Origin of the sequence: Ensifer sp. 4252 (assembly GCF_050434565.1) — a bacterium.
GTDB lineage: Bacteria > Pseudomonadota > Alphaproteobacteria > Rhizobiales > Rhizobiaceae > Ensifer.
Map to the genome: position 1 here is coordinate 88,483 of NZ_JBNDIU010000011.1, position 25,242 is coordinate 113,724.

General features: G+C 60.3%; 23 protein-coding genes and 1 pseudogene. 7 read left to right on the forward strand and 17 right to left on the reverse strand.

All coding sequences use genetic code 11. From position 1 onward, the window contains the following. Positions 1-12: 12 nt before the first annotated feature. On the reverse strand, positions 13-747 hold the full coding sequence (locus ABIE33_RS20410) for an aspartate/glutamate racemase family protein (protein ID WP_429128685.1): 735 nt from the start codon (positions 745-747) through the stop codon (positions 13-15). 68 nt (positions 748-815) lie between these two features. After that, positions 816-1,016, reverse strand: a pseudogene (locus ABIE33_RS20415) (flavin reductase family protein); the annotation flags it as partial. Positions 1,017-1,208: 192 nt separating this feature from the next. Between ABIE33_RS20415 and ABIE33_RS20420 the strand changes: the two are divergent. Then, positions 1,209-1,895 carry a GntR family transcriptional regulator gene (locus ABIE33_RS20420; RefSeq protein ID WP_429128686.1) on the forward strand — a complete coding sequence of 229 codons (687 nt, stop codon included), beginning with the start codon at positions 1,209-1,211 and terminating at the stop codon, positions 1,893-1,895. A gap of 75 nt (positions 1,896-1,970) precedes the next feature. Further along, positions 1,971-2,798, forward strand: coding sequence for a bifunctional allantoicase/(S)-ureidoglycine aminohydrolase (locus ABIE33_RS20425; RefSeq protein WP_429128689.1), 828 nt, complete (start codon positions 1,971-1,973; stop codon positions 2,796-2,798). A gap of 111 nt (positions 2,799-2,909) precedes the next feature. On the opposite strand, the gene ABIE33_RS20430 is transcribed toward ABIE33_RS20425, so the two are convergent. Continuing rightward, positions 2,910-4,718 (reverse strand): ABC transporter ATP-binding protein/permease, encoded by a 1,809-nt coding sequence (locus tag ABIE33_RS20430; protein WP_429128692.1) that lies wholly within the window; start codon positions 4,716-4,718, stop codon positions 2,910-2,912. A 279-nt stretch (positions 4,719-4,997) separates the two neighbouring features. On the opposite strand from ABIE33_RS20430, the gene ABIE33_RS20435 reads away from it, so the two are divergent. Further along, the gene (locus ABIE33_RS20435; protein WP_429128695.1) at positions 4,998-5,846 is read left to right on the forward strand and encodes a class I SAM-dependent methyltransferase; all 849 of its coding nucleotides are present in this window, start codon (positions 4,998-5,000) and stop codon (positions 5,844-5,846) included. 51 nt (positions 5,847-5,897) lie between these two features. After that, positions 5,898-7,385, forward strand: coding sequence for a pyridoxal phosphate-dependent decarboxylase family protein (locus tag ABIE33_RS20440; RefSeq protein WP_429128697.1), 1,488 nt, complete (start codon positions 5,898-5,900; stop codon positions 7,383-7,385). Between the two features lie 37 nt (positions 7,386-7,422). Here the strand turns inward: ABIE33_RS20440 and ABIE33_RS20445 are convergent, their stop codons facing one another. The 10 genes from ABIE33_RS20445 to ABIE33_RS20490 form a co-directional block, all read right to left on the reverse strand. Continuing rightward, positions 7,423-8,640: a S41 family peptidase gene (locus tag ABIE33_RS20445; RefSeq protein ID WP_429128932.1), complete on the reverse strand. Its 1,218-nt coding sequence runs from the start codon at positions 8,638-8,640 to the stop codon at positions 7,423-7,425. A 382-nt stretch (positions 8,641-9,022) separates the two neighbouring features. Continuing rightward, positions 9,023-9,859 (reverse strand): alpha/beta hydrolase family protein, encoded by an 837-nt coding sequence (locus ABIE33_RS20450; protein WP_429128699.1) that lies wholly within the window; start codon positions 9,857-9,859, stop codon positions 9,023-9,025. A 65-nt stretch (positions 9,860-9,924) separates the two neighbouring features. Further along, on the reverse strand, positions 9,925-10,683 hold the full coding sequence (gene kduD, locus ABIE33_RS20455; RefSeq protein WP_429128702.1) for a 2-dehydro-3-deoxy-D-gluconate 5-dehydrogenase KduD: 759 nt from the start codon (positions 10,681-10,683) through the stop codon (positions 9,925-9,927). Next, positions 10,667-11,752 (reverse strand): ABC transporter ATP-binding protein, encoded by a 1,086-nt coding sequence (locus tag ABIE33_RS20460; RefSeq protein WP_429128704.1) that lies wholly within the window; start codon positions 11,750-11,752, stop codon positions 10,667-10,669. The genes kduD and ABIE33_RS20460 overlap by 17 nt, the downstream gene beginning before the upstream one ends. Positions 11,753-11,762: 10 nt before the next feature. Continuing rightward, positions 11,763-12,815, reverse strand: coding sequence for a carbohydrate ABC transporter permease (locus ABIE33_RS20465; RefSeq protein WP_429128707.1), 1,053 nt, complete (start codon positions 12,813-12,815; stop codon positions 11,763-11,765). After that, on the reverse strand, positions 12,812-13,840 hold the full coding sequence (locus ABIE33_RS20470) for a carbohydrate ABC transporter permease (protein ID WP_429128709.1): 1,029 nt from the start codon (positions 13,838-13,840) through the stop codon (positions 12,812-12,814). The genes ABIE33_RS20465 and ABIE33_RS20470 overlap by 4 nt, the downstream gene beginning before the upstream one ends. 182 nt (positions 13,841-14,022) lie before the next feature. Further along, positions 14,023-15,291 (reverse strand): ABC transporter substrate-binding protein, encoded by a 1,269-nt coding sequence (locus tag ABIE33_RS20475; RefSeq protein WP_429128711.1) that lies wholly within the window; start codon positions 15,289-15,291, stop codon positions 14,023-14,025. A 74-nt stretch (positions 15,292-15,365) separates the two neighbouring features. Beyond that, positions 15,366-17,852, reverse strand: a complete 2,487-nt coding sequence (locus tag ABIE33_RS20480; protein WP_429128714.1) for a hypothetical protein — start codon at positions 17,850-17,852, stop codon at positions 15,366-15,368. After that, positions 17,849-18,685 (reverse strand): 5-dehydro-4-deoxy-D-glucuronate isomerase, encoded by an 837-nt coding sequence (kduI, locus tag ABIE33_RS20485; protein ID WP_429128716.1) that lies wholly within the window; start codon positions 18,683-18,685, stop codon positions 17,849-17,851. The genes ABIE33_RS20480 and kduI overlap by 4 nt, the downstream gene beginning before the upstream one ends. Continuing rightward, positions 18,682-19,782 (reverse strand): glycoside hydrolase family 88/105 protein, encoded by a 1,101-nt coding sequence (locus ABIE33_RS20490; protein WP_429128718.1) that lies wholly within the window; start codon positions 19,780-19,782, stop codon positions 18,682-18,684. The genes kduI and ABIE33_RS20490 overlap by 4 nt, the downstream gene beginning before the upstream one ends. Positions 19,783-19,899: 117 nt before the next feature. Here ABIE33_RS20490 and ABIE33_RS20495 point away from each other — a divergent pair, with 117 nt between their 5' ends. Beyond that, a complete protein-coding gene (locus ABIE33_RS20495) occupies positions 19,900-20,973 on the forward strand; it encodes a LacI family DNA-binding transcriptional regulator (RefSeq protein ID WP_429128721.1) in 1,074 nt (357 codons plus the stop codon). Positions 20,974-21,129: 156 nt separating this feature from the next. Here ABIE33_RS20495 and ABIE33_RS20500 read toward each other — a convergent pair whose 3' ends face one another. Further along, positions 21,130-22,026 (reverse strand): LysR substrate-binding domain-containing protein, encoded by an 897-nt coding sequence (locus tag ABIE33_RS20500; RefSeq protein ID WP_429128723.1) that lies wholly within the window; start codon positions 22,024-22,026, stop codon positions 21,130-21,132. A 114-nt stretch (positions 22,027-22,140) separates the two neighbouring features. Between ABIE33_RS20500 and ABIE33_RS20505 the strand changes: the two genes are divergently transcribed. Continuing rightward, a complete protein-coding gene (locus ABIE33_RS20505; protein WP_429128726.1) occupies positions 22,141-23,127 on the forward strand; it encodes a cyclase family protein in 987 nt (328 codons plus the stop codon). A gap of 276 nt (positions 23,128-23,403) precedes the next feature. On the opposite strand, the gene ABIE33_RS20510 is transcribed toward ABIE33_RS20505, so the two are convergent. The 3 genes from ABIE33_RS20510 to ABIE33_RS20520 all read right to left on the reverse strand — a co-directional run bounded on the left by ABIE33_RS20510 (position 23,404) and on the right by ABIE33_RS20520 (position 24,813). Then, positions 23,404-23,721 carry a FliM/FliN family flagellar motor switch protein gene (locus tag ABIE33_RS20510; protein ID WP_429128729.1) on the reverse strand — a complete coding sequence of 106 codons (318 nt, stop codon included), beginning with the start codon at positions 23,719-23,721 and terminating at the stop codon, positions 23,404-23,406. A gap of 161 nt (positions 23,722-23,882) precedes the next feature. Then, positions 23,883-24,239, reverse strand: coding sequence for a hypothetical protein (locus ABIE33_RS20515; RefSeq protein WP_429128732.1), 357 nt, complete (start codon positions 24,237-24,239; stop codon positions 23,883-23,885). A 358-nt stretch (positions 24,240-24,597) separates the two neighbouring features. Continuing rightward, on the reverse strand, positions 24,598-24,813 hold the full coding sequence (locus ABIE33_RS20520) for a hypothetical protein (protein WP_429128734.1): 216 nt from the start codon (positions 24,811-24,813) through the stop codon (positions 24,598-24,600). Positions 24,814-24,914: 101 nt separating this feature from the next. On the opposite strand from ABIE33_RS20520, the gene ABIE33_RS20525 reads away from it, so the two are divergent. Then, on the forward strand, positions 24,915-25,241 hold the full coding sequence (locus ABIE33_RS20525) for a hypothetical protein (protein WP_429128737.1): 327 nt from the start codon (positions 24,915-24,917) through the stop codon (positions 25,239-25,241). Position 25,242: the final 1 nt, after the last annotated feature.

Here is a 25,242-nt window from a genome sequence, read left to right on the forward strand (position 1 = left end):
TATCGTCTGTTGTTAAACTATCGTATTCACAAGGCGGGCGACGGCCGCAGACTTGACACGAGGATAGTCATAGGCGCCCACCTTGGAGGTGGCGTAGCCCGCGCCAACCAGCGCCTCGGCAAGCTTGATCGCTGCAGTTACGCCGTCGATCACTGGCATGCCGGTTCTAAGCTTCAGCCGGTCGCACAGTTCCGACATTCCGGCGCAGCCGAGAATGATTGCCTCGGCGCCATCCTCATGCCTGGCGCGCAGGATTTCCCGTACGAGCATTTCTTCCGTATGGGCGAGGTCCTCCTCGAGCGCCAGCACGGGCATGTCGACCGAGCGCACCTTGCGGCAGTGATGGCCGGCACCATAGGCATCGACCAGATCCTCAACGATCGGTACAGAGCGGGGCAATGTCGTGATGATGGAGAAACGCGTGGCGATGTTCATTGCCACCTGGATGGCGGCCTGGCAGATGCCGATGACCGGTCCGCGTGCGATTTCACGCGCGGCGCCAAGGCCGGGATCGTCGAAGCAGGCAATGACATAGGCATCGACCCCGCGCGCCTCGCCGGCACGGATTTCGGCAAGCATGGCCGGCACCGCCATGGCCTCGTCCGCATGGCCCTCGATGCTGGCGGGGCTTGTGGTCGGGTTGACGGACTCGACCAGCGTAAGCGGTGAGGCAACCCGCTCGGCGCTGCGGTGCGCCTGTTCGGTCATCGAGGTAGTGGAGTTCGGGTTGACGACAAGAATGCGCATGATCAGTTCGTTTTCATTTTGAGGGCGGCAAAGGATGCGATGTCGCGAGCCTGCATCTCGAACTGTCGATCGGAGGTGATGTCGTTGTTTGCGTGAAGCCGCGCGAGGGGCGGATCATGCGAGAAGACGTTGAAGAAGCTCATCGGCGCGGCGTTGTCCTGGCCGTTCGGCGAGCGCGTGGAGACAAGCGCACTTGGGCGCGGACCGATGAAATTCGTCGGCAACCGGTAGCGGTCCTGGGCGGGCAGTCGGGTGAAGTCGAAGTCCATTAATGAGCTCTCGGGTGGGGCGCGGTCGGTTGTCACACCGGTCGATGGCCGTTGTTTAAGTGGTTGCCACAGCATATCAAGTTACGGTACACAATATTGTCTACAATTTTGTAGTCAATATCAAACTGCAGTGAGTGGAATTGACTTTGAACGCTGGCCGACGAGAGTATGCGAACGGCTATGGGAGATTTCATGTACAATGCGGACGAGACCGCCGGAGCGCCGACGGCTATCATTTGTGAGAAGATCTGGCTTGCCATTGCGGAGCGGCGCCTGCGCCCAGGCACCCGCCTCAAGGAAGAGCAGCTTGCCGAGATTTTTTCCGTCAGTCGAGCCCGTATCCGTCAGGCGCTGACTGCGCTCGAACGGGACGGGCTGGTCACGATCATGCCAAACCGGGGCGCTTTCGTATCCGAGCCGTCGGTGGACGAGGCGCGGGACGTCTTCGTGACCAGAAGGGCGATCGAGCAGCGCGTGGTCGAGCGCCTGTGCGAGCGGGCGACGGTGGAAGACATCGAGCGCATGCGCTCTCATATTGACGAGGAACGGGTTGCCGGCAGTGCAGGCGATCTCTCTGCAATCGTTCGTCTTTCCGGCGGATTCCACCTGCTTTTGGCGGAACTTTCCGGTTCTGCCTTCCTTTTCGGCATCCTGCGCGATCTGGTTTCGCGCACATCGTTGATCACCGCTATGTACCGCTCGAACCACCTGCACAATTGCGGGCCGGACGAGCATATGGCGGTCGTCGACCGCATCGCGGCGAGGGATGTGGACACAGCGATCCGTGAGATGGCCGAACATCTGCATCACGTCGAGGCGGAACTGGATCTCGACGAAGAGAAGGATCAGCCGCGCGACCTGCGCGCAGCACTGCTTTGACATGCCATTGGCAATAACCCAACCGCACCGCTCTTGTGAGGAGGCGGTGCCTGTTTTGAGAACTGAAGGACGGAAATGACTGGTCGTAACTACTATGCGCCCCATGGCGGCGCTCCGGAACAAACGCAGCTCCTGACCGACCGCGCGGTCTTCACCGAGGCCTACGCGGTGATTCCGAAGGGCGTGATGATGGACATCGTCACCAGCTATCTGCCGTTCTGGGACAAAACCCGCCTGTGGATATTGTCGCGTCCGTTGTCCGGTTTTGCTGAAACATTTTCGCAGTACATCATGGAAATCGCTCCCGGCGGCGGCAGCGACCGGCCGGAACTCGACGAGGGCGCCGAGGGTGCGCTGTTTGTCGTCGAGGGAGAACTGACCGTCACGCTCGACGGTAAGGACCATCGCATGCAGCCCGGCGGCTTCGCCTTCATTCCGCCCGCCAGCAACTGGGCGGCGCATAACAGAAGCGAAGCGCCTGTTCGCTTCCATTGGGTCCGCAAGGCCTATGAATATGTCGACGGCCTTTCCGCTCCCGAAGCGTTCTTCACCAACGAGGCTGACATCACGCCGTCAGCCATGCCCGGCACCGAGGGCAAATGGGCAACGACGCGTTTCGTCGACCCGACCGATCTCCGGCATGACATGCACATGACCATCGTGACCTTTGAGCCGGGTGCGATCATTCCCTTTGCCGAAACGCACGTCATGGAGCATGGCCTCTATGTGCTCGAGGGCAAGGCCGTCTATCGGCTTAACCAGGATTGGGTCGAGGTTGAAGCTGGTGACTACATGTGGCTTCGCGCCTTCTGCCCGCAGGCCTGCTACGCCGGCGGCCCCGGCAAGTTCCGTTATCTGCTCTACAAGGACGTCAACCGGCACATGAAGCTGCGCTCGCGCTAAGATTTACGATCACGCTCCCGAACCAAAAGCGCGCCTTTGGCAAAGGCGCGCTTTCTTTTTTATCAATAGGATATGGCAGAGATTTAAAGCGCCGCATTCAGACGCGCGAGGTCAATCCACCAGTTGTGGATTGGTGGGGCGCAGGCTCTTCGGGCGGATCAGACGCAGCGAACCGCCGGCCGCGTCCTTCTCCAGCTCCAGCACACGGGTGAAGAAGCCGTTGGCGCGTTCCTTGCGACCGATGTTGACGATTGCGGCCTTGCCCATTTCCTGGTCGAGGAAGGTCATCACCTTGCGATAGGCATCGTCTTCCAGTGTATCCAACGCCTCGTCTATGATCAACCAGCGCGGCTTGTGCAAACCAAGGCGCGCAATCGCCAGAAGACGCATCTCGAGTTCGCTCAGATTGAGCTTCTTGCGCATGTCCTGGTCGAGACGATCGGCGAGCCGGCCAAGGCCGACCTTGGAAAGCACGCCGCTGAGTTCGCCGTTCTTGAAGCTGTCGGGCGTCTTCGGGTAGGCAAGCACCTCCTCCAGCGTACCCGGCGCGAAATACGGCGAGCGAGGAACGAAGGCGAGGCCGTCGTCGATCGGCAGCGAAATGCGGCCATGTCCCCAGGGCCAGAGGCCCGCAATTGCCCTGAAGAAGGGGGCCTTTTCCACCTCCGACGCGCCGGTGACAAGGACCCGTTCGCCCGGATTGATGGTGACATTGGGCTCTGAGAGCTTGATGCAGCCGGCGGCCGTGACGATCTCGATATGATCGAACATCATCTGCGGGCCGTCCGCGGTAACGAACTCGATGCGCTTATCGCCTTCATGCCGGTCGTCGACGACGAGCAGGGCCGAACGGAAGGCGGCGACGCGCATCAATGTCGCGCGCCAGTCGGCAATGGCACCGATGTTGTCGACGAACCACCGCAGCGACGCGTGCACTTGGTTGAAGGCTCCGACGGCCATCATCAGGCCGCCGAAGCTGAGATCGCCGGCAAAATAGACCGGTGAGGCGATGACGATCGGTGCGACAACGGTGATCCATCCATAACCGGCCGTCACCCAGGTCAGCCGCGTGACGGCCAGCAGCAGGCTTTGGCTGATCTCCAGAACGGACGCCAGATCTCCCTGTAGCCGGCGTTTCTCGTTCGCCTCGCCCGATGACAGCGAGACCGCCTCGATGTGTTCGTTGATGCGCATCAGCGAGAAGCGCAGCGACGCCTCGCGTGCATAGTGTTCGCCGTTGAGCTTGACCAGTGGGCGCCCGACGAGCCAGCTCAGCCATGACGCCGTGCCCGCATAGAGAATGGCAGCCCAGACCATGTAGCCCGGAATGTTGATGGCCATGCCCGAGATGTGGAAGACAAAGCCGTCCGACAGCGACCAGAGCACGCCGATGAAGCCGGCCAGCAGGATGCCGGATTGGATCAACCCAATCGATAGCCCCGCTGAGAGATCCGAGAGATGACGGGCGTCCTCGTGTATGCGTTGGTCTGGATTGATACCGATGGCGCCGGCATTGGCCAGCCGGAACGCACGCGCCGGCTTCATCCATTCGTGGATGAGATCGAGTGTCAGGCCCTCGCGGAGCTTCAGCCGGACAAGCTGGCCGAGCCATGTCTGCAGAACATTGAAGACGAGCAGAGCTCCGGCGATCTGGGCGAAAACCACGAGCTGGTGCAGGAAGGCCGGCAGGTCACGTCTTTCCAGCGTGTCGTAGAACGGTTTGTACCATCGATTGAGGATGATTTGACCGAAGGCGGTGGTGACGATGACGGCCAGGATGCCGAGGGCGAGCCAGATGATCCGGTTTCGGAGCGGCGAAGCCATGAAGGCTGCATGCATCATCCGCAACTGGGCGCCGAGGGGTTGTTCGTCGTTGGCCTCTACCCGACCATTGTTCTTGCCGTTTGTAGGGTTCGGCATCGATGCGAATCTCTCCGTCACGATCTCCACCAGGGAAATATAGCCTGCCGAGCCCGGTCTCCCTAGCCCCGATTGTCGTTATGCAAATCAGCAGAAGGTAATTTGGGTGGCCCCTGTTGCCCAAGCAACAGCATTCGGGCTGCAAACCTCTATTCAAAAGGCGGCTGGACGATAGTGCGGGGCGCGCGCCCAAAGGCAGGAAAGTGGTTGTATCCTTCTCCGGAGGGTTCATAGTTCCGATCAACGAGACAGGAGAGCGCATCCGCGGGAGGAACGTGCATGTCCAACAATCTCGACCACATCCGTGAGCAGCAGAAAGATATCTGGGACCGGTTTTCAACCGGCTGGAAGAAATGGGACGAACTGGTTCTGGGCTGGCTCGCCCCGTTCGGCGATGCAATGATCCGTCAGGCCAAGCTTAGGGATGGTGACACTGTTCTCGATGTCGCGGCCGGTACCGGCGAGCCAGGGTTAACGGCTGCCGCTTTGATCCCGAATGGTCGAGTGACGGTAACAGACCTGTCCGAGCGCATGCTCCAGGTGGCCGCCGACAATGCCCGACATCGCGGTCTCAGCAATTTCACGACCGAGATATGCGACGCCGGCAGTCTGCCTTTTGCCGATAAATCCTTCGACGCAGTCCTATGCCGGTTCGGGTTCATGTTTTTCCCGGATATCGGCTCGGCGGCGCGACAATTCACTCGTGTGGCGAAACCTGGCGCGCGTGTTTGTGCTGCTGTTTGGAGCGGGCCTGAAAAAAATCCCTGGGCAACCACAATAATGGCAACGATCGCGCGGCACGTGACTTTGCCCACGCCTATGCCTGGAGCGCCCGGCCTGTTTCGTTGTGCAGCCGGGGGCATGATGTCGGCGGCCTTCGCCGACGCAGGTTTTCAAGACGTCGATGAGCAGGAGATCTCCACGACGATGGTGCACGATACGCCCGAACGGTATTGGACCTTCATGACCGAAGTAGCGGCGCCCGTGGTCGCCGGGCTGGCTCAAGCAGACCCCGCGACGCGTGAGGCGATCAAAAATGAGGTTCTCGATTTGGCGCGTCAGTCCATGCGCGGCAACAAGGTCGAGTTACGCTCTACTGCGACGATTGTCGGAGGAACACGACGATAAAGGCACGCGACACAGGTCTTAGAACAAACATCCGTGGCGGGGGAGGACCGAATGGGTGCATTGCCAACAGAACACGAGCCCTTCGAAGAAGAAACGCTTGACCCAAAAGACTGGGCTGCGCTGCGGACTTTGTCCCATCGGATCGTCGATGACGCCATCGATTACATCAGTGGCGTGCGCGAGCGGTGTGTCTGGCAGGACATGCCCGAGGCGGTGCGTGCGTCATTTGACGCCGCGCTGCCCCAGGCGCCGACGCCGGTGGCCGAAGTCTACCGCGAGGTGGCCGCGAACATCCTGGGTTACCCGATGGGCAATATCCACCCGCGTTTCTGGTCATGGTACATGGGCTCCAGCAATTTCACCGGCGCGCTCGGTGACTTTCTTGCGGCCGTCCAAGGCTCCAACCTGGGCGGCGGCAATCATGCGGCGGCTCTCATGGATCAGCAGGTCGTCGACTGGTGCAAGGAGATGATGGGCTTTCCGGCTGACGCCAGCGGCACGCTGGTCAGCGGCGGATCGGTGGCAAACATCATTGGCCTTGCCGTCGCCCGCAATGTTAAAGCCGGCGTCGATATCCGCGAGCTTGGTGTCGCGGCAATCGAGCGGCGGCTGCGCTATTACGGTTCCGACCAGATGCACAGCTGCCACCGCAAGGGGATGGAGACGCTTGGGCTTGGAAACCAGGCTTTGCGACGAATTTCGACCGACGCGGAGTTGCGCATCGATGTGGCTGCGCTGAAGCGCGCAATCACCGAAGACCGGGCGGCAGGCTTCAAACCCGCCTGCGTGATCGCGACAGCCGGCACTGTCAACACCGGTGCCATCGATGATCTGCAGGCACTCGCCACGCTCGCTGCGGAAGAGGACCTCTGGCTGCACGTCGATGGCTGCATCGGAGCGCTGATGGCCATCGCGCCCGAGAACCGCTTTCGCGTCGCGGGGATAGAGAAGGCCAATTCGGTGGCGCTCGATCCGCACAAGTGGCTGCACGCGCCCTTCGAGGCGGGCTGCGTACTGGTGCAGGATGCCGCGGCCCATCGCCAGACGTTCGCGGTGACGCCGGAATTTCTCGTCGCAACTACGCGTGGTCTGGCGGCAGCACCCTGGCTTTATGACTATGGTTTGCAGACGACACGAGGCTTCCGGGCGCTGAAAATCTGGATGGCGCTGAAAGAGCACGGCATCGTCAAGTTTGGTCGGCTCGTCGACCAGAACATAGCCCAGGGACGGTATCTGAGTGGCCTGATCGAGGCAGAGCCCGCTCTCGAATTGGTGGCGCCGACCAGCATCAACATTGTCTGCTTCCGATACCGTTGCGAAGGAAAACACGGTGAGGAATTGAAGGCGCTCAATATAGAGATCATGCTGCGGCTGCAGGACGAGGGCACGGCGGTTCTTTCAGACACGACCGTGCATGGAGAACACTGCCTGAGGGTCGCGATCAACAATCACCGCACCAAACGCCAGGACCTGAAGCTGCTCGTCGATGAGATCGTCAGGCTCGGTCGGGAGATCGTGTCGGCGAACGCAGCGACCTGAATGAACCGGCATCAACGCAGTGCGCCGCCGATTGCCGTCATCGTTCCAGCGAACGTTCAGCCGGTTGAATACGGTCTGAGGCGCCGTCTGCAAGAATCCGAAGCATCTCCAAGACCGCAGCTTCGCGTTGCGGATCTCGTCCGGCGGCATAGGCGAGGGGAAGCCCGATGTGAATGTTCGGGGTTATGCCCGTTCCTTCGAGCCGAATATTGTCATCGATGACCGCATCGGAAACGGCGATTTCCAGGAGGCTGTCGTCGGGCAGTGTATAGGCGCGGCCAGCCAACAGCGCGCCGGCGGTCCGCTCGCCCACAAGCGGAATGCCATTGATCTTCAGTGCGTAGGCGAAAAGCTCAAGCCCGCTACGCGTGCCCTCATCGACGAGCGCCACCACCGGACCGCGCCAGCGAACATTTGCAAGCGTGTCCTTTCCGCGCCGCGGGATCAATCGGAACGACGGCGTGTCGCCGACGAACAGTTCGGCGGCGTCCGCGGCGCCACCACCCCAGCGCCCGCGAAGGTCGACGACCACCCCGTCGACATCGCGCAGGCGACCAGTCGAAAGCTCGCGCGCCACGATGTCCAGCCCATCGCGCGTCGAGAGGGTCCAGAACCTCACATAGCCGATCTTACGCCCGTCCCGTTTACTCACTGCGACGCTGTTCTCGATCGCCTTTTCGAATGTCGGGAGCGGGCGCAGCCGTTCGACCGCAACCTTGGCGCTTATCGGCGCCGCATCGGCCCTGCGCCGCAGGCGGATGTCGACCGACTGCCCGACCTTGCCGTGAAAAGAGGCGATCTCCCGATAGGGCATACCATCAACGGTCAGGATCTCGTCGCCCATGACGAGCCCCGCCTTTGCAGCCGGAGAGCCATCATAGACATCGGTCACGAACCGGGTACCGCCTACCAGCTGTGTAACCATGCCGATGCCGGCATAACTCACTTCTCCATCGGGCGGAAACACCCGTCGCAGATCGTCGCGGATAGCGAAGCGGAAGATGTCGCTCAACTCGAAATAGGCAATCGTGTCTGATTTGAAACGGCCATTGTGGGAAGCTTGCAGGCTGGCCAGCGCCGTTTCGATAGCCACATCCACGCGGGCCGTGGAACCAATCGTGGACAGCGCGGGTGCCGCGCTTTCGATCTCTTTTTTTGCAGCGGCGTTGAAACGATCGAGCGCACTTTCGTCGTGAAACTCCGAATTCACCAACGCGATGACTCGGTCGAAGACAGCATCGCCCGACCGAGGCATGTCGGCGGCAAAGGCGCTCACGGATATGAACGCCAGCAGGATCGGGATTCGTACGGACTTGAGTATCGGATTGCGCATCGGCGGTCTTCCGGTTCGTTTCCGCTCATTATCGGTCGAAGCGCGGCGGAGGCGAGGCCCGGCATTGCAAAATTGCGTGATCGCTAGTGTCGGGTGCGGCGGCTCATGCCGGCTGGTCCGTTTGGATGACAGCAAGATCGGCTCACTCCAGGCGTTCGAGCAAGGAGGTGTCGTTGGAAACTGCCGGCATCCGTGACGAGATCGTCGGGAATCGTCTTGGCGCGCATGTCCTCCATCAAGCCCGAAGAAAATCCGAAATCTTGGTCATGCACCGCGCCCCTTGAGGTAGGATTTCAGTGTGTCGTCACAGACGGCGCCTGAAAAACGCAAGAACGGCAGCACGCATCGCCTCCGTCTCACGATGCCCGATGCCATCTTCTTCGATAAGTTCCAGCATCCCTTCAGCACCGGCGTGCTCATAAGCCTTGGACGTCTCCGCGAAGGCGCGCCGAACAGCCAAGGACAGCGTCAGCGGGTCGTCGCGACCGACGCAAATCAGTTGCGCGCGAGGGGCTGCCATTCCGGCTATTGTCCCGGTCGACGTCAGGGACAGAAGGCCCGGTATCGTCAGGTAGTGGCCGTGCAGATCGTGTGCACCCAGTTCGATCAGTGTCGCGAAATCCGCGTAGCAGCAGAGATGTGCAATCGCCTTGATCCGGACATCGATCGCTGCCAGGAAATACGAGAGGGTGGCGCCCATCGAAATTCCCGTCATGCCGATGCGGTCGGTATCGACATCCTGGCGCCTTGCAAGCCAACTCAGTGCGGCAGCCTGTTCGCCCAGCATCTGACCGAACAGGGTGTCCCCGTACCAAAGGGCCGCTTTTGTCGCGGCGCTTTCGCTGACGTTGGTTCGCGCGCCGAACGTGGGCATATCGATGCAGAGCACCACGTAACCCTCCCGCGCCAACATGGGGCCTGGAGCATCGAGCAGCGCTGGCCGACCCAACACAAGCTCGCTTGCTCCTATTTCGTGGCGCCCGCCATGGGCATGCGCATACAAAATGGCCGGGCATGCATTCGAAGAACCCAAAGGCCTCGTCAGAAAGCCGCGGATCTCGGACCCGTCGGGATGGCGGAAAACCAGGTGTTCAACGATGTGGTCGACTTTGCTCTCGACCTCAGTCGATATGAGCGTCATCGCCGGCTCGCGAACCTTGAGCAGGGAGCGCAATTGATGAACCGATATTGCCGGGCGTTCGGGCACTAACGCACCAACCAACCGCCATCGACGGGAATGATCGTCCCGGTCACATAGTTCGAACCCGGAGCGGCCAGAAAAACGACCGTGGTGTCGAGGTCATCCGGGACTCCCCATCGTTTCATCGGAATGCGCGCGGAAATCTGGGCGTTGCGCTCCACATCGTCCCTAAGGGCCTGCGTGTTGTCGGTCGACATATAGCCGGGCGCTATGGCATTTACGGTAATTGCGTGCGGCGCAAGCTCGTTGGCCATCGCTTTCGTCAGTCCCGCAATGCCGTGTTTGGAGGCCGTGTACGCCGGAACGCGAACGCCCCCCTGAAACGTCAGCATCGACGCGACATTGATGATGCGTCCCGGCTTTTTCGCCTCAACCATGTGGCGAGCAACCGCCTGCGAAAGTAGAAACGCCGCCTTCAAGTTGACATCGATAACGCTGTCCCAATCGTCTTGAGAGTAGTCAAGAAGATCGGCTCGGCGAATGATCCCGGCATTGTTTACGAGAATATCGAGGCCGCCGAGGGCCGCGACGACCTCTTCGACAACGGCAGCCGGATCGAACGCAAGGGAGAGATCAACCTCAAGCGCGTGAAATCGCCGGCCGAGGTCATGCACGAGCCCGCCGGTCTCAGGCATGGGCGTCGAGCCGAGCGCCGCTATGTCGGCCCCCGCACGGGCAAGCGCAAGCGCCATACCCTGCCCAAGTCCGGTTCTGGCACCGGTGACGAGCGCAACCTTGCCCGAAAGATCAAACAGAGTGCTCAAGGCGCAAACCCTTCTCGTTAAACAGATGCAAGGGCGCCGCTGACAGCGAGAGGTGAATATCTGTTCCCGGCGCGAGATCCCTTTGCCCAGGCGCGACAACCAGGACCTTCTGCCCGGCGACGTCGGCATGAACCACTGTCTCGGAGCCCAGCGCTTCTACAAGTTTGATTTTGGCAGGAATTCCACTGCCATCTGCCTCTATGGCTATATGTTGTGGTCGCACGCCGAGCGTAATTTGCCCGCCCTTGGCAAGGCTTGCAACGTTCGGCGGTAGATCCAGGCGGTGCCCACCGGCCAAGGTCGCCACGGCCCTTCCAGGGGGTGTGTCCTCGATGATTCCCTCAAGGAAATTCATATGTGGCGATCCGATAAAGCCGGCGACGAAGCGATTGGCCGGTGCATTGTAAAGCTCGAGCGGCGTGCCGACCTGTTCGATGCGCCCGGCTCTCAAAACGACGATCCTGTCGGCAAGCGTCATCGCCTCGACCTGGTCGTGGGTGACGTAGATCATTGTGGCCCGAAGGCGGGCGTGGAGCGCGGCGAGTTCGGCGCGGGTAGAGCCGCGCAGTTCAGCGTCCAGATTGGAGAGGGGCTCGTCGAGAAGGAAGGCGACCGGACGGCGCACGATCGCACGGCCAATCGCCACGCGTTGCCTTTGACCGCCTGAAAGCTGTCCGGGCCGGCGCTCTAGATAGGGTTCTATCTCGAGCATGCGGGCCGCCTCGGCGATGCGTGCGGCAATCTCCGCCTTCGGCATTTTGGTGTTTTCTAGACCAAAAGCCAGATTTTGACGGACACTCATATGCGGATAGAGCGCATAGGACTGGAAGACCATGGCCAGACCACGGTCGGCCGCCGGTACAGCGTTCACCACTTTGCCGTCGATCGCAAGCTCGCCGCCCGTCGGCCGTTCGAGCCCGGCGATCATCCGCAGAAGTGTGGACTTCCCGCATCCGGACGGACCGACGAAGACAACGAATTCGCCGTCGGCGATCTCCAGATTGATGTCGTGAAGGACATCGATTGCGCCGAACGACTTTGCAATGTGCGTGAGTTGGATATGGCCCATGACCACCCCCTTATTTCAGACCGGTGCCGGCGATGCCGGTGGTAATGAAGCGCTGCAGGAAAATGAAGACCAGGACGACGGGGATCATGGTCACGACGGTCATTGCGAGGATGAAGTGCCACTGCACATTCAGCTCTCCCGAATAGATGCTGAGGCCAACCTGCAAGGTGTAGAGTTCCTTGCGCGACAGGACGATCAAGGGCCAGAGGAAATCATTCCAGCGCCAAACCACCGAAAAGATCGCAAGGACAGCAAGAGCTGGCGCGGTCAACGGTAGGACGATGCGCCAGTAGATCTGCCACTCCGAGGCCTTGTCCATGCGCGCTGCGTCAATCAGTTCGTCGGGTATGGTCAGCATGTATTGGCGCAGGATGAAGACGCCGGTTGGCGTGGCGACCGTCGGCAGGATGACGCCCCAAAGGCTGTTGAAGAGGCCAAGCGCCGAGACGATCGAATAGAGCGGCACCATGATGACAGACAGCGGCACCATGAGCGTCGCCAGGATCAAGAGCATGGCAAGAGTGCGTCCGCGAAACTCGTATTTGCTCAATGCAAAGGCGGCCATTGAATTGACGACCAGCGTAATCAAGGTCGCGGTTACCGTGACGAACACCGAATTCCAGAGATAGCGAACGAAGTCGAAATGGGTGAAAGGTTCGGTGTAGTTGTCCGTGGAGAAGTGCATCTGGCGCACCGGCACGCGATCGGAAATCTTGACCTTTATGATTTCGCCGGGTTTGTCGGGATCGACCATCTGACTGACGATGCCGATGCGGCGCACCTCCGCAAGGACCGTCTTGCCGCCGTCGGCAGTGGTGACTTCGTAGAGGTCCAGCGCCTTGTCGTAGCCCGCAACGGCCGCTTTCTGCGTGACGTAGGGCAGGATGGTCGGAGGAAACTCGGCAAGCGCTGCCGGGGACTTGAACGACGAGCCAACAAGCCACACTGCGGGACCGAACATGACAACGAGGCCGCCGATGAGCCACACCCATGTGACGATATCGGTCCAATGCCAGCCCTTACCGCCCTTGCGACGGAAAACGAACTGCGCGAGCCGGTTCATTTGCGGCCTCCCTTGTTGTCGCGTGACCTGCCAAGACCGAGTTGCAGCAAGGTAAGAATGACCAGCACCGCTCCCATCAGGATAGAGGCGGCCGCGGCAAGTCCGGGGTTGCGCAACTGTGTCGCAAAGCCGGTTTCGTAGATGTATTGCGTGAGATACAGCGTGCTGGTGCCGGGACCACCGCCGGTCAGAACATAGACTTCATCGAAGATCTGCACTGCGCGGATGAGAACCAGGACGACCACGACCAGCAAATTGGGCATCAGCAATGGCAGCGTGATACGCCAGAACGCGCGGGCAGGGCGGGTGCCATCCATCTCCGCCGCTTCGTAGAGATCCTTCGGGATCGCCTGCAGGCCCGCAAGCAGGATCAGGGTGTAGAACCCCATATGGGCCCAGATCGACACGCCAACTGCCGCTGCAAAGGACCAGTTACGATCGTTTAGCCAAGTATGTGGCTCGAACCCGAACCCGTACAGCGCAAAATTGAGCAGCCCCTGGCGTTGCAGGATCCACTTCCAGATCAGGCCCACAACCACGGGAGACAACAGGACGGGAAAGAAGAATACCGCACGCCAGAAGCTGCGCGCCATGAGGTCGCGATTGAGGATGAGGGCCGTGATCAAGGAGAAGCCGATCATCAGCGTGACCTGCAACAGCACGAACCACGCGGTATTGCCGACGGCCGTCCAGAACGTATCCTCGCCGCAACTGCCGGGATCGAGATAGCTGGAGCAGTCGAAAAGACGCTCATACTGCTCGGCGCCGACAAAGGAGCGATCCGACAGGAATAGAGCGGTGCCGCCGGTCATCGAATAGGCGAAATTGATGAAGAACGGCAGGAGTACGAACACCCCGAATATCAGCATGTTGGGCATCAGGAAAACGGTCGCCATGCCGCCGAGGCCGAACGTTTTTTGAACCCACCGCAGCGGTGCGTCGACAAGGCCCATCATGAGGCGAACAGGGATCATGGCAGCCTCGCCTAGGCTATGGCCGTCTTGCTTGGGCGTAACTGCCTTCATCGTCCGGTTTCCTCACCACAACCCGATATTGGTGCGCTGAAATGCCAGTTCCCGGCGGCGATCTGAGAGGCCCCCACCTGATCCGCATTCGAACCCCTGGGAGGCAGCCATCGTCGCGCCGCGGTCAGCCTATGCTCGGCGACACGAGCGCAGTCGTTGTCGCCGAGTGTCGATCCGGCTTCTTAGCGGCCGGAATCCTTCACCTTTGCGGCGATGTCGGCATCGATACGTGTATATGCCTCATCTACCGGCATCTCCCCGGCCGCAGCCTGGCTTACCCTCGTGACGAGCGCACCATAGAAAGTGTCGGACCAGTACCAACCAGGAAGCTTCCGCGCGAGATCCGAAAGTGAAGCTGTCGCGGCAACGAAGACATTCAGGGCCGCCTTCGCCTGAGCATCGTCTGTCTTGAAGTCCAGCCCTTTTTCCAGCACGCCTTTATGTGCGGGCAGGAAGAGTGTCCTTTCGGAAAACTCCTTCACAATGTCCTCGCGTGCCAGGTAGTCCATCACCTTTGCGACTTCGCTCGGGTTCTTCGTGTATTTGATCGCCACGAGACCTGCACCGCCAGGCATGCCGGTGCAGTTGACCGGCCCACAAGGGCTACCGGTGGCAACCCAGTCAAAGTTCGAACCGATCTTGGTCGAGAAGTTCGGAACCTGCCACGACCCGGAGTAATAGTAGACGAGTTGGCCATTGATGAAGTCGTCGGCGCCGGCGCGATAGGTCGAACCGGCTGCCGATACCCAGACGTCCTTGCTCATCGTGCCGTCGGCAATCCAACCAACGAACTTGCTCAGGAAGCTCTTGGCACCGTCATCAAGCGGCGCAGGCTTGCCGTCAGGTCCGATGTAGTTTGCCCCGAAGGAAACGGCCGGTCCGGTCAGCCGATGGCCCGAGCGGTCCAGTGCCATCGGGAAGGGGACCTGTTGGCTCTCGGCGACCTGTTTTGCTGCCTTTGCCCAGTCGTCCCAGGTCGCATCCTTGCCGGGCATCGCGACGCCCGCCTGATCGAAGAGTGTCTTGTTGGCAAAACCGCCAGCAAGAGTGATCTGCGTCATGAAGCCGGAGATCTGATTTGACCCGTCGGGCCGCATCCAATCGGCCTGACCGCCAAAATTGGCGTCCCAATAGGCCGGGTCGGCAACGAGCGGACGAAGGTCGAGCCAATGCTGGCTCTGCGCCTTCAAGTTGGTGACGCGGGCGATGTCCGGGCCGTTGCCCGCCTCAAGCTGGACCGGAAGCTGTTCGCGCACGACGCTGTAGGAAACGTTGTCAAGAATGACGTTGATCCCCGGGTTATCCTTCATGAAGCGATCGAGAAGATCCTTCAGGACCTCACCCTCAACGCCGTCCGAATACCACATGATGCGCACGTCTCCGGCGAGCGCCGCCGTCGACGTCAGAAGTCCGACGGCAAACGCCGCGAGCAACGTCTTTGCCTTGGTCATGATACTTCTCCTCCTTTTTGTGCGAGCCCTCCCGCCCGCAGGTACACCTAGCCTCGGTCAGCACCGGGGCCGCATCATTTCTGCGCCGCGAGCATGGAAACCTCTCCCGCCACGGTGAACTGCTCCGGCGATATCAAACGGCCCTCTGCCTCGACCGTACCGTCGGCCTTGAAGCGAACCGTTCCGTAGTCGGGATCCTCGACGACCAGCAGCCCGCCGTCTTCCTCGCGGACGGCAAGACCACCAAAACGGCTATTGATTTCGGCCAGATCAGAGACTTCGCAAACCCTGACGATCCAGCGCGTCCTCCTGCCATACTGGCGCAGTTCCGCGTTGGCCGAAGGGCCATCGGCGACAGGCGTGAGCTCGCCGTCTCCAAGCAACATGACGCCGCCACGACCGCATCGCGCGAGCGCGACATTGCCCTGAACCGTGCTTTCGTCGAATTCTCCGGTCGGAAACCATGCATGGGTGAAACCGGGTTGTTCCTCGAAAGTCGTGAAGTCGAGTATGGCCAGTCCGCGATACTGGTGGGCGCGTGGAAGCGTGCCGCAGCCACCCCAATAGGACGGACGCCCGTATCCGAACTGAATGGTTTCGCCGGGATGATTGATCCAGATCGCGGCCTCGGGCCGATCGCCCAGGCGCAGATGCAGCACCGTCTCCTGGTATCCCCATTCATTCCACCGGTAATGTGCGGTGGAACCCATCGCGAAGTGCCGTCCCTTGTAGTGGTAGAGTGCCGCAAAGCGGCCTTCTCCCTGTGCGAAGCACCATTCCTGATGCTCACCAGCCTGATGATTGGCGATCGCCTGCAGATCGTCCGGTATGACCAGGCCATGATCGCGCAGGCAAACGGCGAGCTGCGGCAAGGCGTGGACACGTCTGCCGTACCATCCCTTGCCCCAGAGCAGGCGCGCGACGCCCGACAATTCGAGCGAACGGCCGGCACACAGCGTATGCTCGTAGGAGCGTCCCTGCGCTGCAGTGACCATTCCTTGGTGAGCCGAGCGGGCGATTACTTCACACAGGCGGACGATGCCCTTCTTCGCACGGGTGGCGATGTCGCCGTCCGGTGAAAGTGCCGCGAGCGCGGTCAGTCCTTTAAGGTCGATCGGAAAATAGGGCGCGGAGTTGAACTCGGCCATTTCCCAGGCTTCAAAATGATCGAGCCAGGCGCGCACCCGCGCTGCGCCGAACGCGCTTTGCTGTGCGCCCGTTCGCCTCGATCGGGTGAAAGTTTCGTCCCGCAGCAGGTGGCCACCAAGATACGCGGCTGTGTGAAACAGGAGTGCATGGTTTTCCGAGAAATACCACTGCACGTCGTTACCAGGCTCATCCATCCAGAAGCGATAGTCGAGGATCGCACGGTCAATGCGCTGCCGGGTCTTCTCGCCGATGTCGGCACCCCACACGCTGCGCGACCAGATCAACGGCACGAGCGAGAAATCGGCGCAATCGTGGCAATCTTCGATCGAGGGCAGGATCTCCTCGATCATTGCGTCCGTATCGGATCCGCCCCGACCGCTGGCAAGCCGCGCGAAAGCGCGCACGGTGTCACGTTCGGAAAATTCTGAAACCTCGTCGAGCGCCTCGGTTATCCGCTCGGCAAGTGAGGCCGGGGACGTGCCTTGCCGGGTGGCATGGCAGATCTCAACGCCGAGCGAGCGTGCCGCAACGAAACCGCCGGCGTCGAGCGAGACCCGGAAGTGACGAAAATCCGCCGGGGCGCGTTCCGAAGCGCCTATCGTCAGTCGGGTCTCGCCGGCCTTTAGCAGGAAATCATAGTCGAAGCGCTCGGTGGACATGAAGTCGCCTTCGACGGAGACGTTCACCTTTACGTCGATGGGCAGCCCAGCAGCGAAAATGAGCGTTATGTCACCCTCGAAATAGGCCGTTCGGTCAAAATGCATGCCGTCCAGAGCAATCTCCACCTGCGCTGCGGTCGCGCTCGCACAGCCAACGGGAATTGCCAGGCGGCTGGAGGGGCCGGAGACGTAGTCGAGTTGGAAAAAGAATCGTGCGTCGCGTTCGGCCAGATCGTCGAAGAATATTGTGACTTCGTTCAGCCCGGCCTCAAGCGGAAGGTCGAACTCCGCCTTGGCTTCAAGGTTGCGACTATAGGGCGCCATCCAACCCACTTCGACGCCATTCACCCAGATGACGGCGCCGCCGCAGGTACCCAGCCGCACCTTCGCCGTTCCGGCATCCGTGCTTTCGATCACCGTGCGCGCCCAATTTGCAAGCCTTGTCGGGCGGAACCAAAATCCGGACAGGTCAAGTCGTGGCGATCCGAAGGGAAGCCACCATCGCGCCGGTTCGAACGCACCGCGGACGTCCGGGCGCTTGCCGCGGTAACGTTCCGCAAAAATCGTGCGGCAGGGGTACTCGTGCGGTATGAAGTTCTTGTGCTTCGTCAGGAAGAAGAAGGGGTCCATCTCCCCCTTCATCGGGACGTCCGCCACGTCGAAGCGCTCTTCGGCGATCCTGCCGAGCTGCCAGTAGCGGACGGCCTCACCCGGGCTCAAGTCCTTCTTGAGGTGGAATTGTGTGTGGTTCATTTCAGATCTGCCAGAGCGATGGGAGTTACGTCGTTGTATTCCTGATTTTCGCCGGTCATGCCCCAGACAAAGGCATAGGGTCCCGTGCCGGCGCCCATATGGATCGACCAGGCAGGCGAAAGCAGAGCCTCGCCGTCAGCAACGATGAGGTGGCGCGTTTCTTCCGGACGTCCCATCAGATGAACGATCCGATCCTCCGCCGCCATGTCGAAATAGCAATAGGCCTCCATGCGGCGCTCGTGCAGATGCGGCGGCATGGTGTTCCAGGCGCTTCCCTCGGCAAGATCGGTGATGCCCATCAGTAGCAGGCATGACGGCGCCACTTCCGGGTGGATGTACATCGCCAGGCGGCGCTTGTTGGATCGCTTCGTATCCCCCAGGTCGAGCGCCTTTGCCTGCGCCTTCGTGATCAGTCGATGAGGCAGGTCAGACCCGGCTGGCACAGAGTTCATGTAGAAACGCGCGGGCTTGTCGGTCGCCAGACTGGACAGGGAAATGTCCTTGGCACCGCGCCCCACATACAAGACGTCACGGTTCTCGAGCGTGAAGGTTACGCCGTCGACGATCACGCTGCCGACACCGCCGAGATTGGCAATGCCCATCTCGCGCGCCGAAAGCAGATGCGACGTGCCGATCTCCGCTCCTGAACCGAAGGAAAGCGGCCTTGTAAGCGGCATCGCGCCGCCGACGATCAGGCGGTCGACATGCGTGTAGGTGAAGTTCACCGTATCGGGCTGAAACAGGCCGGATATCAGGAACTCCTGGCGCAGGCGTTCCGTATCGTAGCCTTTGACATCCTCGGGACCAGCCCCGTAGAGCACCTTCATTGTCATGCTGCTTGTCCTTCTTGCCCGACATGCCGCAGCGCCTCGGACAGGCACAGGATCGCCAGGGCTTGCCCGTAGCCGGTCGGTTGAAGCGGTATGTCTTTATAAAATTGCAGATCGTGGCCCATACGCGTGCCGTACGAGACGTTCAAAACCGTTCCCATCTCATCGATGTTGTTCATCACGGCCTGCAACGCTCTCAGCCCGGCCGAGCGCCAGGCGGGCGTGCCGATACCCAACCGGAAGCCCTTGAGCAACCCGTAACCTATGCCGGCGGTGGCCGAGATTTCTTCGTAGGAGGTGTTGTCGTCGAGCAGCGTGCGCCATGCCCCCGATGTGGTCTGCAGCGGCAAAAGCGCGTCGACCTGAGCCACGAGGACGCCGAGGAGAAAATCCTTCACCGGCTTGTCCACGGTCGCAAGGTCGAACAGGTCCAACATGCCGGCTGTGATCCACGCGTTGCCACGTGCCCAGCGGGCCCTTGCAAAATTGTGCCGGCCGTCGAATGTCCAGCCGTGAAACCAAAGGCCCGTGTGCGTATCGGCTAGATAGCGCGCGTGGACAAGGAACTGCCGCGACGCCTCGTCGACCAGTTCTCGCCGACCGCTGGCCTGACCGTAGGAAGCCAGAAACAACGCGACCATGTAGAGGGTATCGTCCCAAAGTTCGTTGTCGTTGACCTTGTCGGAGACATGATGCTCAAATCCGCCCTCGGGCGTCCGCCCCATGTCCTGCATGACACGGGTCGCCCATTCATCCAAAAGGGGCTTCCACCTGGGATCACGGGTTTTTGCCCAGAGTACCGACAATCCCAGCATGGGCGCCGTGGTGTTGACGTTGAGTTGGGGAAGGCCAGCCTCAAGGCGGTCGGAATACCAGTTCTCGACCAGCTGCCTCAGATCGTCTCGGCCCGTGAACAGCCATAGCCTGATCAGGCCGTAGAGGCCGACGCCCTGTGGCCATTCCCAACTGTCGAAGCTGATGTAGTCGCCAGCCGTGCCGTCAAGATTGGGTTCATGAAAGCGACCGTCATGCTTGAGGCCGGTCATGCCCGCGACAAGGCGATCAAGTCCGATACGGATGTCGGCGCCATTCAGGCCCATGGTGCTCCTCCATTCCTTGCCGCTCTTTAGGGCAGCTCCTTGAGACAATAAGATGCATGTCGATTATTCTTGCGCAATCTGAAAATTTTTCTCATGCTTGCAGCAAGGAGACCACCGATGATGGCCAAGCCACTTCCTGGAAAACGCGGAAAGAAGAGCAGACGTGTACGTCTGGAGGACATCGCACAATCATGCGGCGTGTCGCTCAGCACAGCATCGCGTGCGCTTGCCGGCGAAAAAGGCGTTCGCCCGGAAATTCGCCAGCAGGTGCTCGAGGCGGCGAAAATCGCAAACTACGCCGTTGCCACTGCCGTCGCCGGCCAGAAGCTCATTCTGGCGGCATCAAGCGCGGCGATGATCGACTACGTGCGAAACCAGTTCACGCTTTACGTTCTGGAAGGCGTGAAAGAACGTGCGCAAGCATTGGGCCTGGAGATTGTCACGCGTCCTATCGCTGACAGAAACGAGGAGCAGGTCCTACTCAGCGAAGCACGCGACGATCCGGAAGTCGCGGGTCTTCTCTTTCTGACCATCGATGACGAAGGCATGCTTGCAGCGACCCGTGGCTTCGACAAACCAGTCGTGCTGCTCAACGCCGACGACCCCTATATGCGGCTTTCCAGCGTCACGCCGTGCAACCGGTCGAGCGCCCGGCTTGCAGCGGACCATCTGATAGGCCTGGGTCATCGCCGGATCCTGTTCCTGATGAGGCCGGGTCGCAGGACCATCGAAAGACGCTACGAGGGTTGGCAAGATGCCTTGCGGTCGCGCGGCATCGCGGTTGACGAGGATCTTGTCGTTCACGTTGACGACTGGCTGCCCGAGCTCGCCGCACAAGCCGTCGCCAAGCGTATCGGCACGCGCGGCCTTGATTTCACTGCGGTGCTGGCGGCCGGAGACAGCCTTGCCGTCGGGGCGATGATGGGCATCCAGCAGATGGGTTTCTCGGTGCCGATGGACGTCTCGGTCATGGGGATGGACGATCTTCCCCAGGCCGCATTCCTCAGCCCACCGCTGACGACCATGCACATACCTATGCGCGAGATCGGTTCTGCCGCTGTCGATCTCCTGAGGGATAACCTCTCCGGCATCCCCATGCCGCCACGCCGCGTGGAGCTGGCATGCCATCTGGTCGAGCGCTCATCGACCGGACCAGCGCGCAACAGCGACGCTCCTGAAGGCAGGCGCTAGCGCAAACCACTCAGGCCGATAACGCTTCAGCCCGGACACGATGGCACGATCGCCGAGATCGAGGTTGTTGCCGAGACGGAACACCTCGGCGGCTTGCAACCGGCGGCCCTCAAGGATTAGTCGGCAATACCGGTTCCGGTCCGTCATCAGCGCTACCTATAAGTGGGCTTGTCGAAATTCGCTTGCGAGAAATTCGGTGAAAACCTTCACTTTCGACTGCAGTAGGCGATTGGTCGGGTAGACCGCGTAAATGCTGCGCCGGGCAAGCTTTTGCTCTGGCAAGATCCGTAGGAGCTTGCCGCCATCAAGCAACGGGGTGGCGATGAAGGACGGCAAGGCACCGATACCGATGCCGGATTGGATCATGTCAGAGAGCATCAAGCTATTGTCTGCGACGAAGCGCGCGGGCAATTCGATGCTTGTCGCCCCATCGGGACCTTCCAACACCCAGCTCCCCGGTTGGTCGGCGAGCCGGTAGGCGAGGCAATGATGATCCTTGAGATCATTGACCTTGGTCGGGGTGCCATTTGCCGAGAGATAGGCGGGCGCTGCGCAGATGAATTGCTCGACTTCACCAAGCCGCCTGGCAATCAAGGATGAATCCGTAAGCGTCGCGCGCACGCGGATGGAGACGTCGAAGCCCTCGGAGACGACGTCGAGCACATGGTCATCGAGCGTCATATCGATCTTCAATTGCGGGTGAAGCATCATGAAGCGGGCAAGCATCGGTGCAAGAACGGTCAATCCGAAAGACAAGGGTGCATTGATCCGGAGCCGGCCATTGATTTCGCCAGTTTCCCCGGAAGTCTTCCGCTCGAGATGGTCGAGCTCGTCGAGCAACCTACAGCATTCGGTGAAATAGCTGCGCCCGCTTTCCGAGAGGCTCATGCGGCGGGTCGTGCGCACGATCAGCACTGTGCCGAGCCGCGCCTCGAGCTGCCGGATCTGCTTGCTGATCGACGCATTAGATTGCAGCTGCTCTTCAGCCGCCTTGCTGAAACTCTGCAACTCGACGACGCGACGAAACGCGCGCATGGCGGCCAACACATCCATATTTTCTTCCAAGTAAATTATGTTTTCCAATTATCGCCGATTATTTGCGCTGCGGCTAGCAATAAGGTGGATCCAGCTTCCTGATTTAGGGAAAGCGAGAAGAAGGAGTTAATCATGTTCGATACGAAAGTTCTCGGCCGCGCCTTGGCTGCCTCGCTTATCGCCGGTCTCGTTGGAAACGCGGCTTCCGCGCAAGAGGTCGGCAAGAGCCCATGGGGGCCAAAGGATGAGATCGGGCGCCTCAATCTGATCACGCCGGAATCGCGCGCTGCGATCCTGTCGCGCATTGACGGCAGCAGGTCCTACGATCTCGCAGTCGAATATTTCATCGGCATGCCAAGCTGGGAAGCGGCGGGCGATCCGCCATACCAGATGTGGATGACCCATACGCCACATGGCACAGCGGTTTCCGACCCGATGAAAGTAGGCAAGGAAATGAACGACCATGTTAGCTACACGGGCTCGGCCGTTTCGATGTATGCACACATGGGTACACATATCGACGCACTCAATCATTTTGGTTTGAACGGCAAGATCTGGAACGGTTATGCCGCCACCGAATACCTCGGCGACCAGGGCTGGACCGTCACAGGCGCCGAGAAGCTGCCACCTATCATTGCGCGCGGGGTCATGGTCGATGTCGCGGCGGCCAAGGGCATGCAGATGCTGCCGGACAACTATCGGGTGACGCGCAAGGATCTGCAGGAGACGCTCGACCGCCAAGGTGTGAAACTGCAGCAGGGCGATGTCGTGCTGATCCGCACCGGCCGCATGCAGCACTATGAGAACGCGCCCGCCTACATGAGCAATCCACCGGGATTGAGCATCGATGCGGCGAAGTTCCTGATTGAGGACGGCGGAGCCATGGTGGTCGGTGCTGACAACCTCAGCTTCGAGGCGTTTCCTGCTGAAACTGAAAACAATTACGTTCCGGTGCACACCTATCTTCTCGCCCAACAGGGCGCGCCAATCATCGAGCTCGTCAATCTCGAAGGGCTATCGAAGGATAGCATCTATGAGTTCGCATTTGTCGGTGCGTCCTTGAAGTTCCGCGGCGCGGATGCGGCGCCAATCCGCCCGGTGGCCTTGCCGCTGCGATAGGACTGGTACCTGGTGTCCACAAGCGGCCAACCGAGACGCCGTGGGGAAAACCCGCGGCGCTCTTGTTACGTCCCGGGCCTCAATTCGAGCGCCTAGATCTTTGTGCCGTTTGATGGGCAGCGGCCTCCGTGAGGCCGTGACCTTGTCCCGACAACGACAGGCTGACACTGCTACCGCTTGCCCATTCGGCATCCGTTCCAGTTCAGCCAAAATTGCTCGCAATGGGCCTATGGGTGGTAGGTGGCTGGTTTCACGGCCGAAACCGGCTGATGGCAATTACCGGCGCCTGCCGTGAGAAATCTCCACGATCTTCACGCCGATGGCGGTCTTGGATTCGTTGAAAACGATCTCGCCGCGGCCAATGACGGTGCCATTGACCTTGAGGTCGACCGGGTCTCCAAAATTGGTGTCGAGATCTATGTGATCATCCCGATGCAGCTTGGACAGTTGGGCCACAGTCAACCTGCTGCGGCCGAGCACTGCCTCGATGACGAGGGGAATGCCCTGTACTGCATATTCGCCAATCGGGGCGCTTTCTGGCGGAACAGGGCCGGTTTCGATCTCCGGCAAGCCATTGTACAAAGTTTCGTTCATCATCATGCACCACCCAAAAACACTGGTTTACAAGTCCTTAACGAAAGGGTTGCGCCTGTTCGCCATGACAGGCAATGGCACCTGGGAGGGCAGGGCCCGTGCGCCTTCTGTGAGCGTTAACAATCCATTAACATCCACAAAGGTGACATCGGAAACGCGTCCTAGAGTGTCATTGCGGACCAACTTCCTTCCCGCTTTTCGAACCCGATCGCCCGGCGACCGTCAGGCAGCTTGTCACCGAGTCGGACGACGTAAACATATCCGCCATAGACCATCAGGCCGCGATCACCGTCGCTGAACACAATTTCGAACTTCTGAGGGCTCGGGGCAACCGTGCCTTTTGAAGGGTCGATCTCAGGCGCAAATTCCACGGCAGCGTCGCTCCAAAGTAAACTGGGCGTCGGCGCAACATAATAAATCGCAGTCAAGGCAGATAAGCTGCAGATGGAAATTGCTGCAACCTGCGAGGAAATGCCGTTAGGCCTCATGACATTCGGGTGAAACGTGGCTGCGGCCAATATGCAGTCCTCCTTTTTTACTGATGCTTGGGCTGAGGAGGCGGCCATGTCGATTTGCGGCCCTACAATAGATCCATCTCGGACCCTTGCTTGACGATGCGACTCAGATGCCTCAGCGCTCCATGCCAAACATTTCATCCTGACCCTGACAGGACAACGCGACCGCCTGCGGTTTCCACATCTTTCGATTGCCTTCGAGAGGCGGCCACACTCAGTGGCGTGAGCGATCCAAGGCAACAGCCCCGTCAAACGCTCCCACGCATCGAATTAGCAAGCGTTGCGTGAGCCGTCGAATGATCGATACGCATTCAACGGCCAATGAAGGACGCCAATTCCTCTCTTGCGGGCGAAACGTGCGTCACCAGTTGCCGGGGTCGGCGGTGTGGTCGACACTGGCAAACTCGTCGGCTTTTTTCCGATCGAGCGTGAGAGCAGTGGTCGTCTTTGCCTCGTCTGTGACCGAATAGGACAGGGGCGGCGGCCGCTTGGTCAACTCCTGATACAGGAGCAAGGCGGCCTCCTCGGGGGTATCAGCCGCGATCTCTTCCGTGATAGTGACGGTGAACTTATGCATGGCCTTCTCTGCGGTCTTTCGACGCCTCGCACCCAAACGCGATTGTAGCGTTTCTGTAGATCCCGGTATATCCACCCGCCTCAATATGCTCGCATGCACCAATGGCCGCGCGCATCGCCAACCGCTTTCCCCCCGGGGAGTGGCGACAGGTTAGCGGGAGCGTCGGTGAAACCGACGATCCGACCGAGCATCCGCGCTGGCGTCGTGTCGGCAAGCAGATGATTGAAGGAATGGATCCCCTGGCCAAGAAGCGCATGGAGAAAATCGACAACGAGACGTCGGCCACCGCAATCGACTTTATCAAACATCGGGCCGGCAGTGGGCAACCGATCTTCTGCTGGTTCAACTCGTCGGTCGGTGGCCGCTCTACGGTTGGGGAGCGGCTTAGCCCGCTGCATCCGCCTTGCATGCGACGACACTTCCAATAGG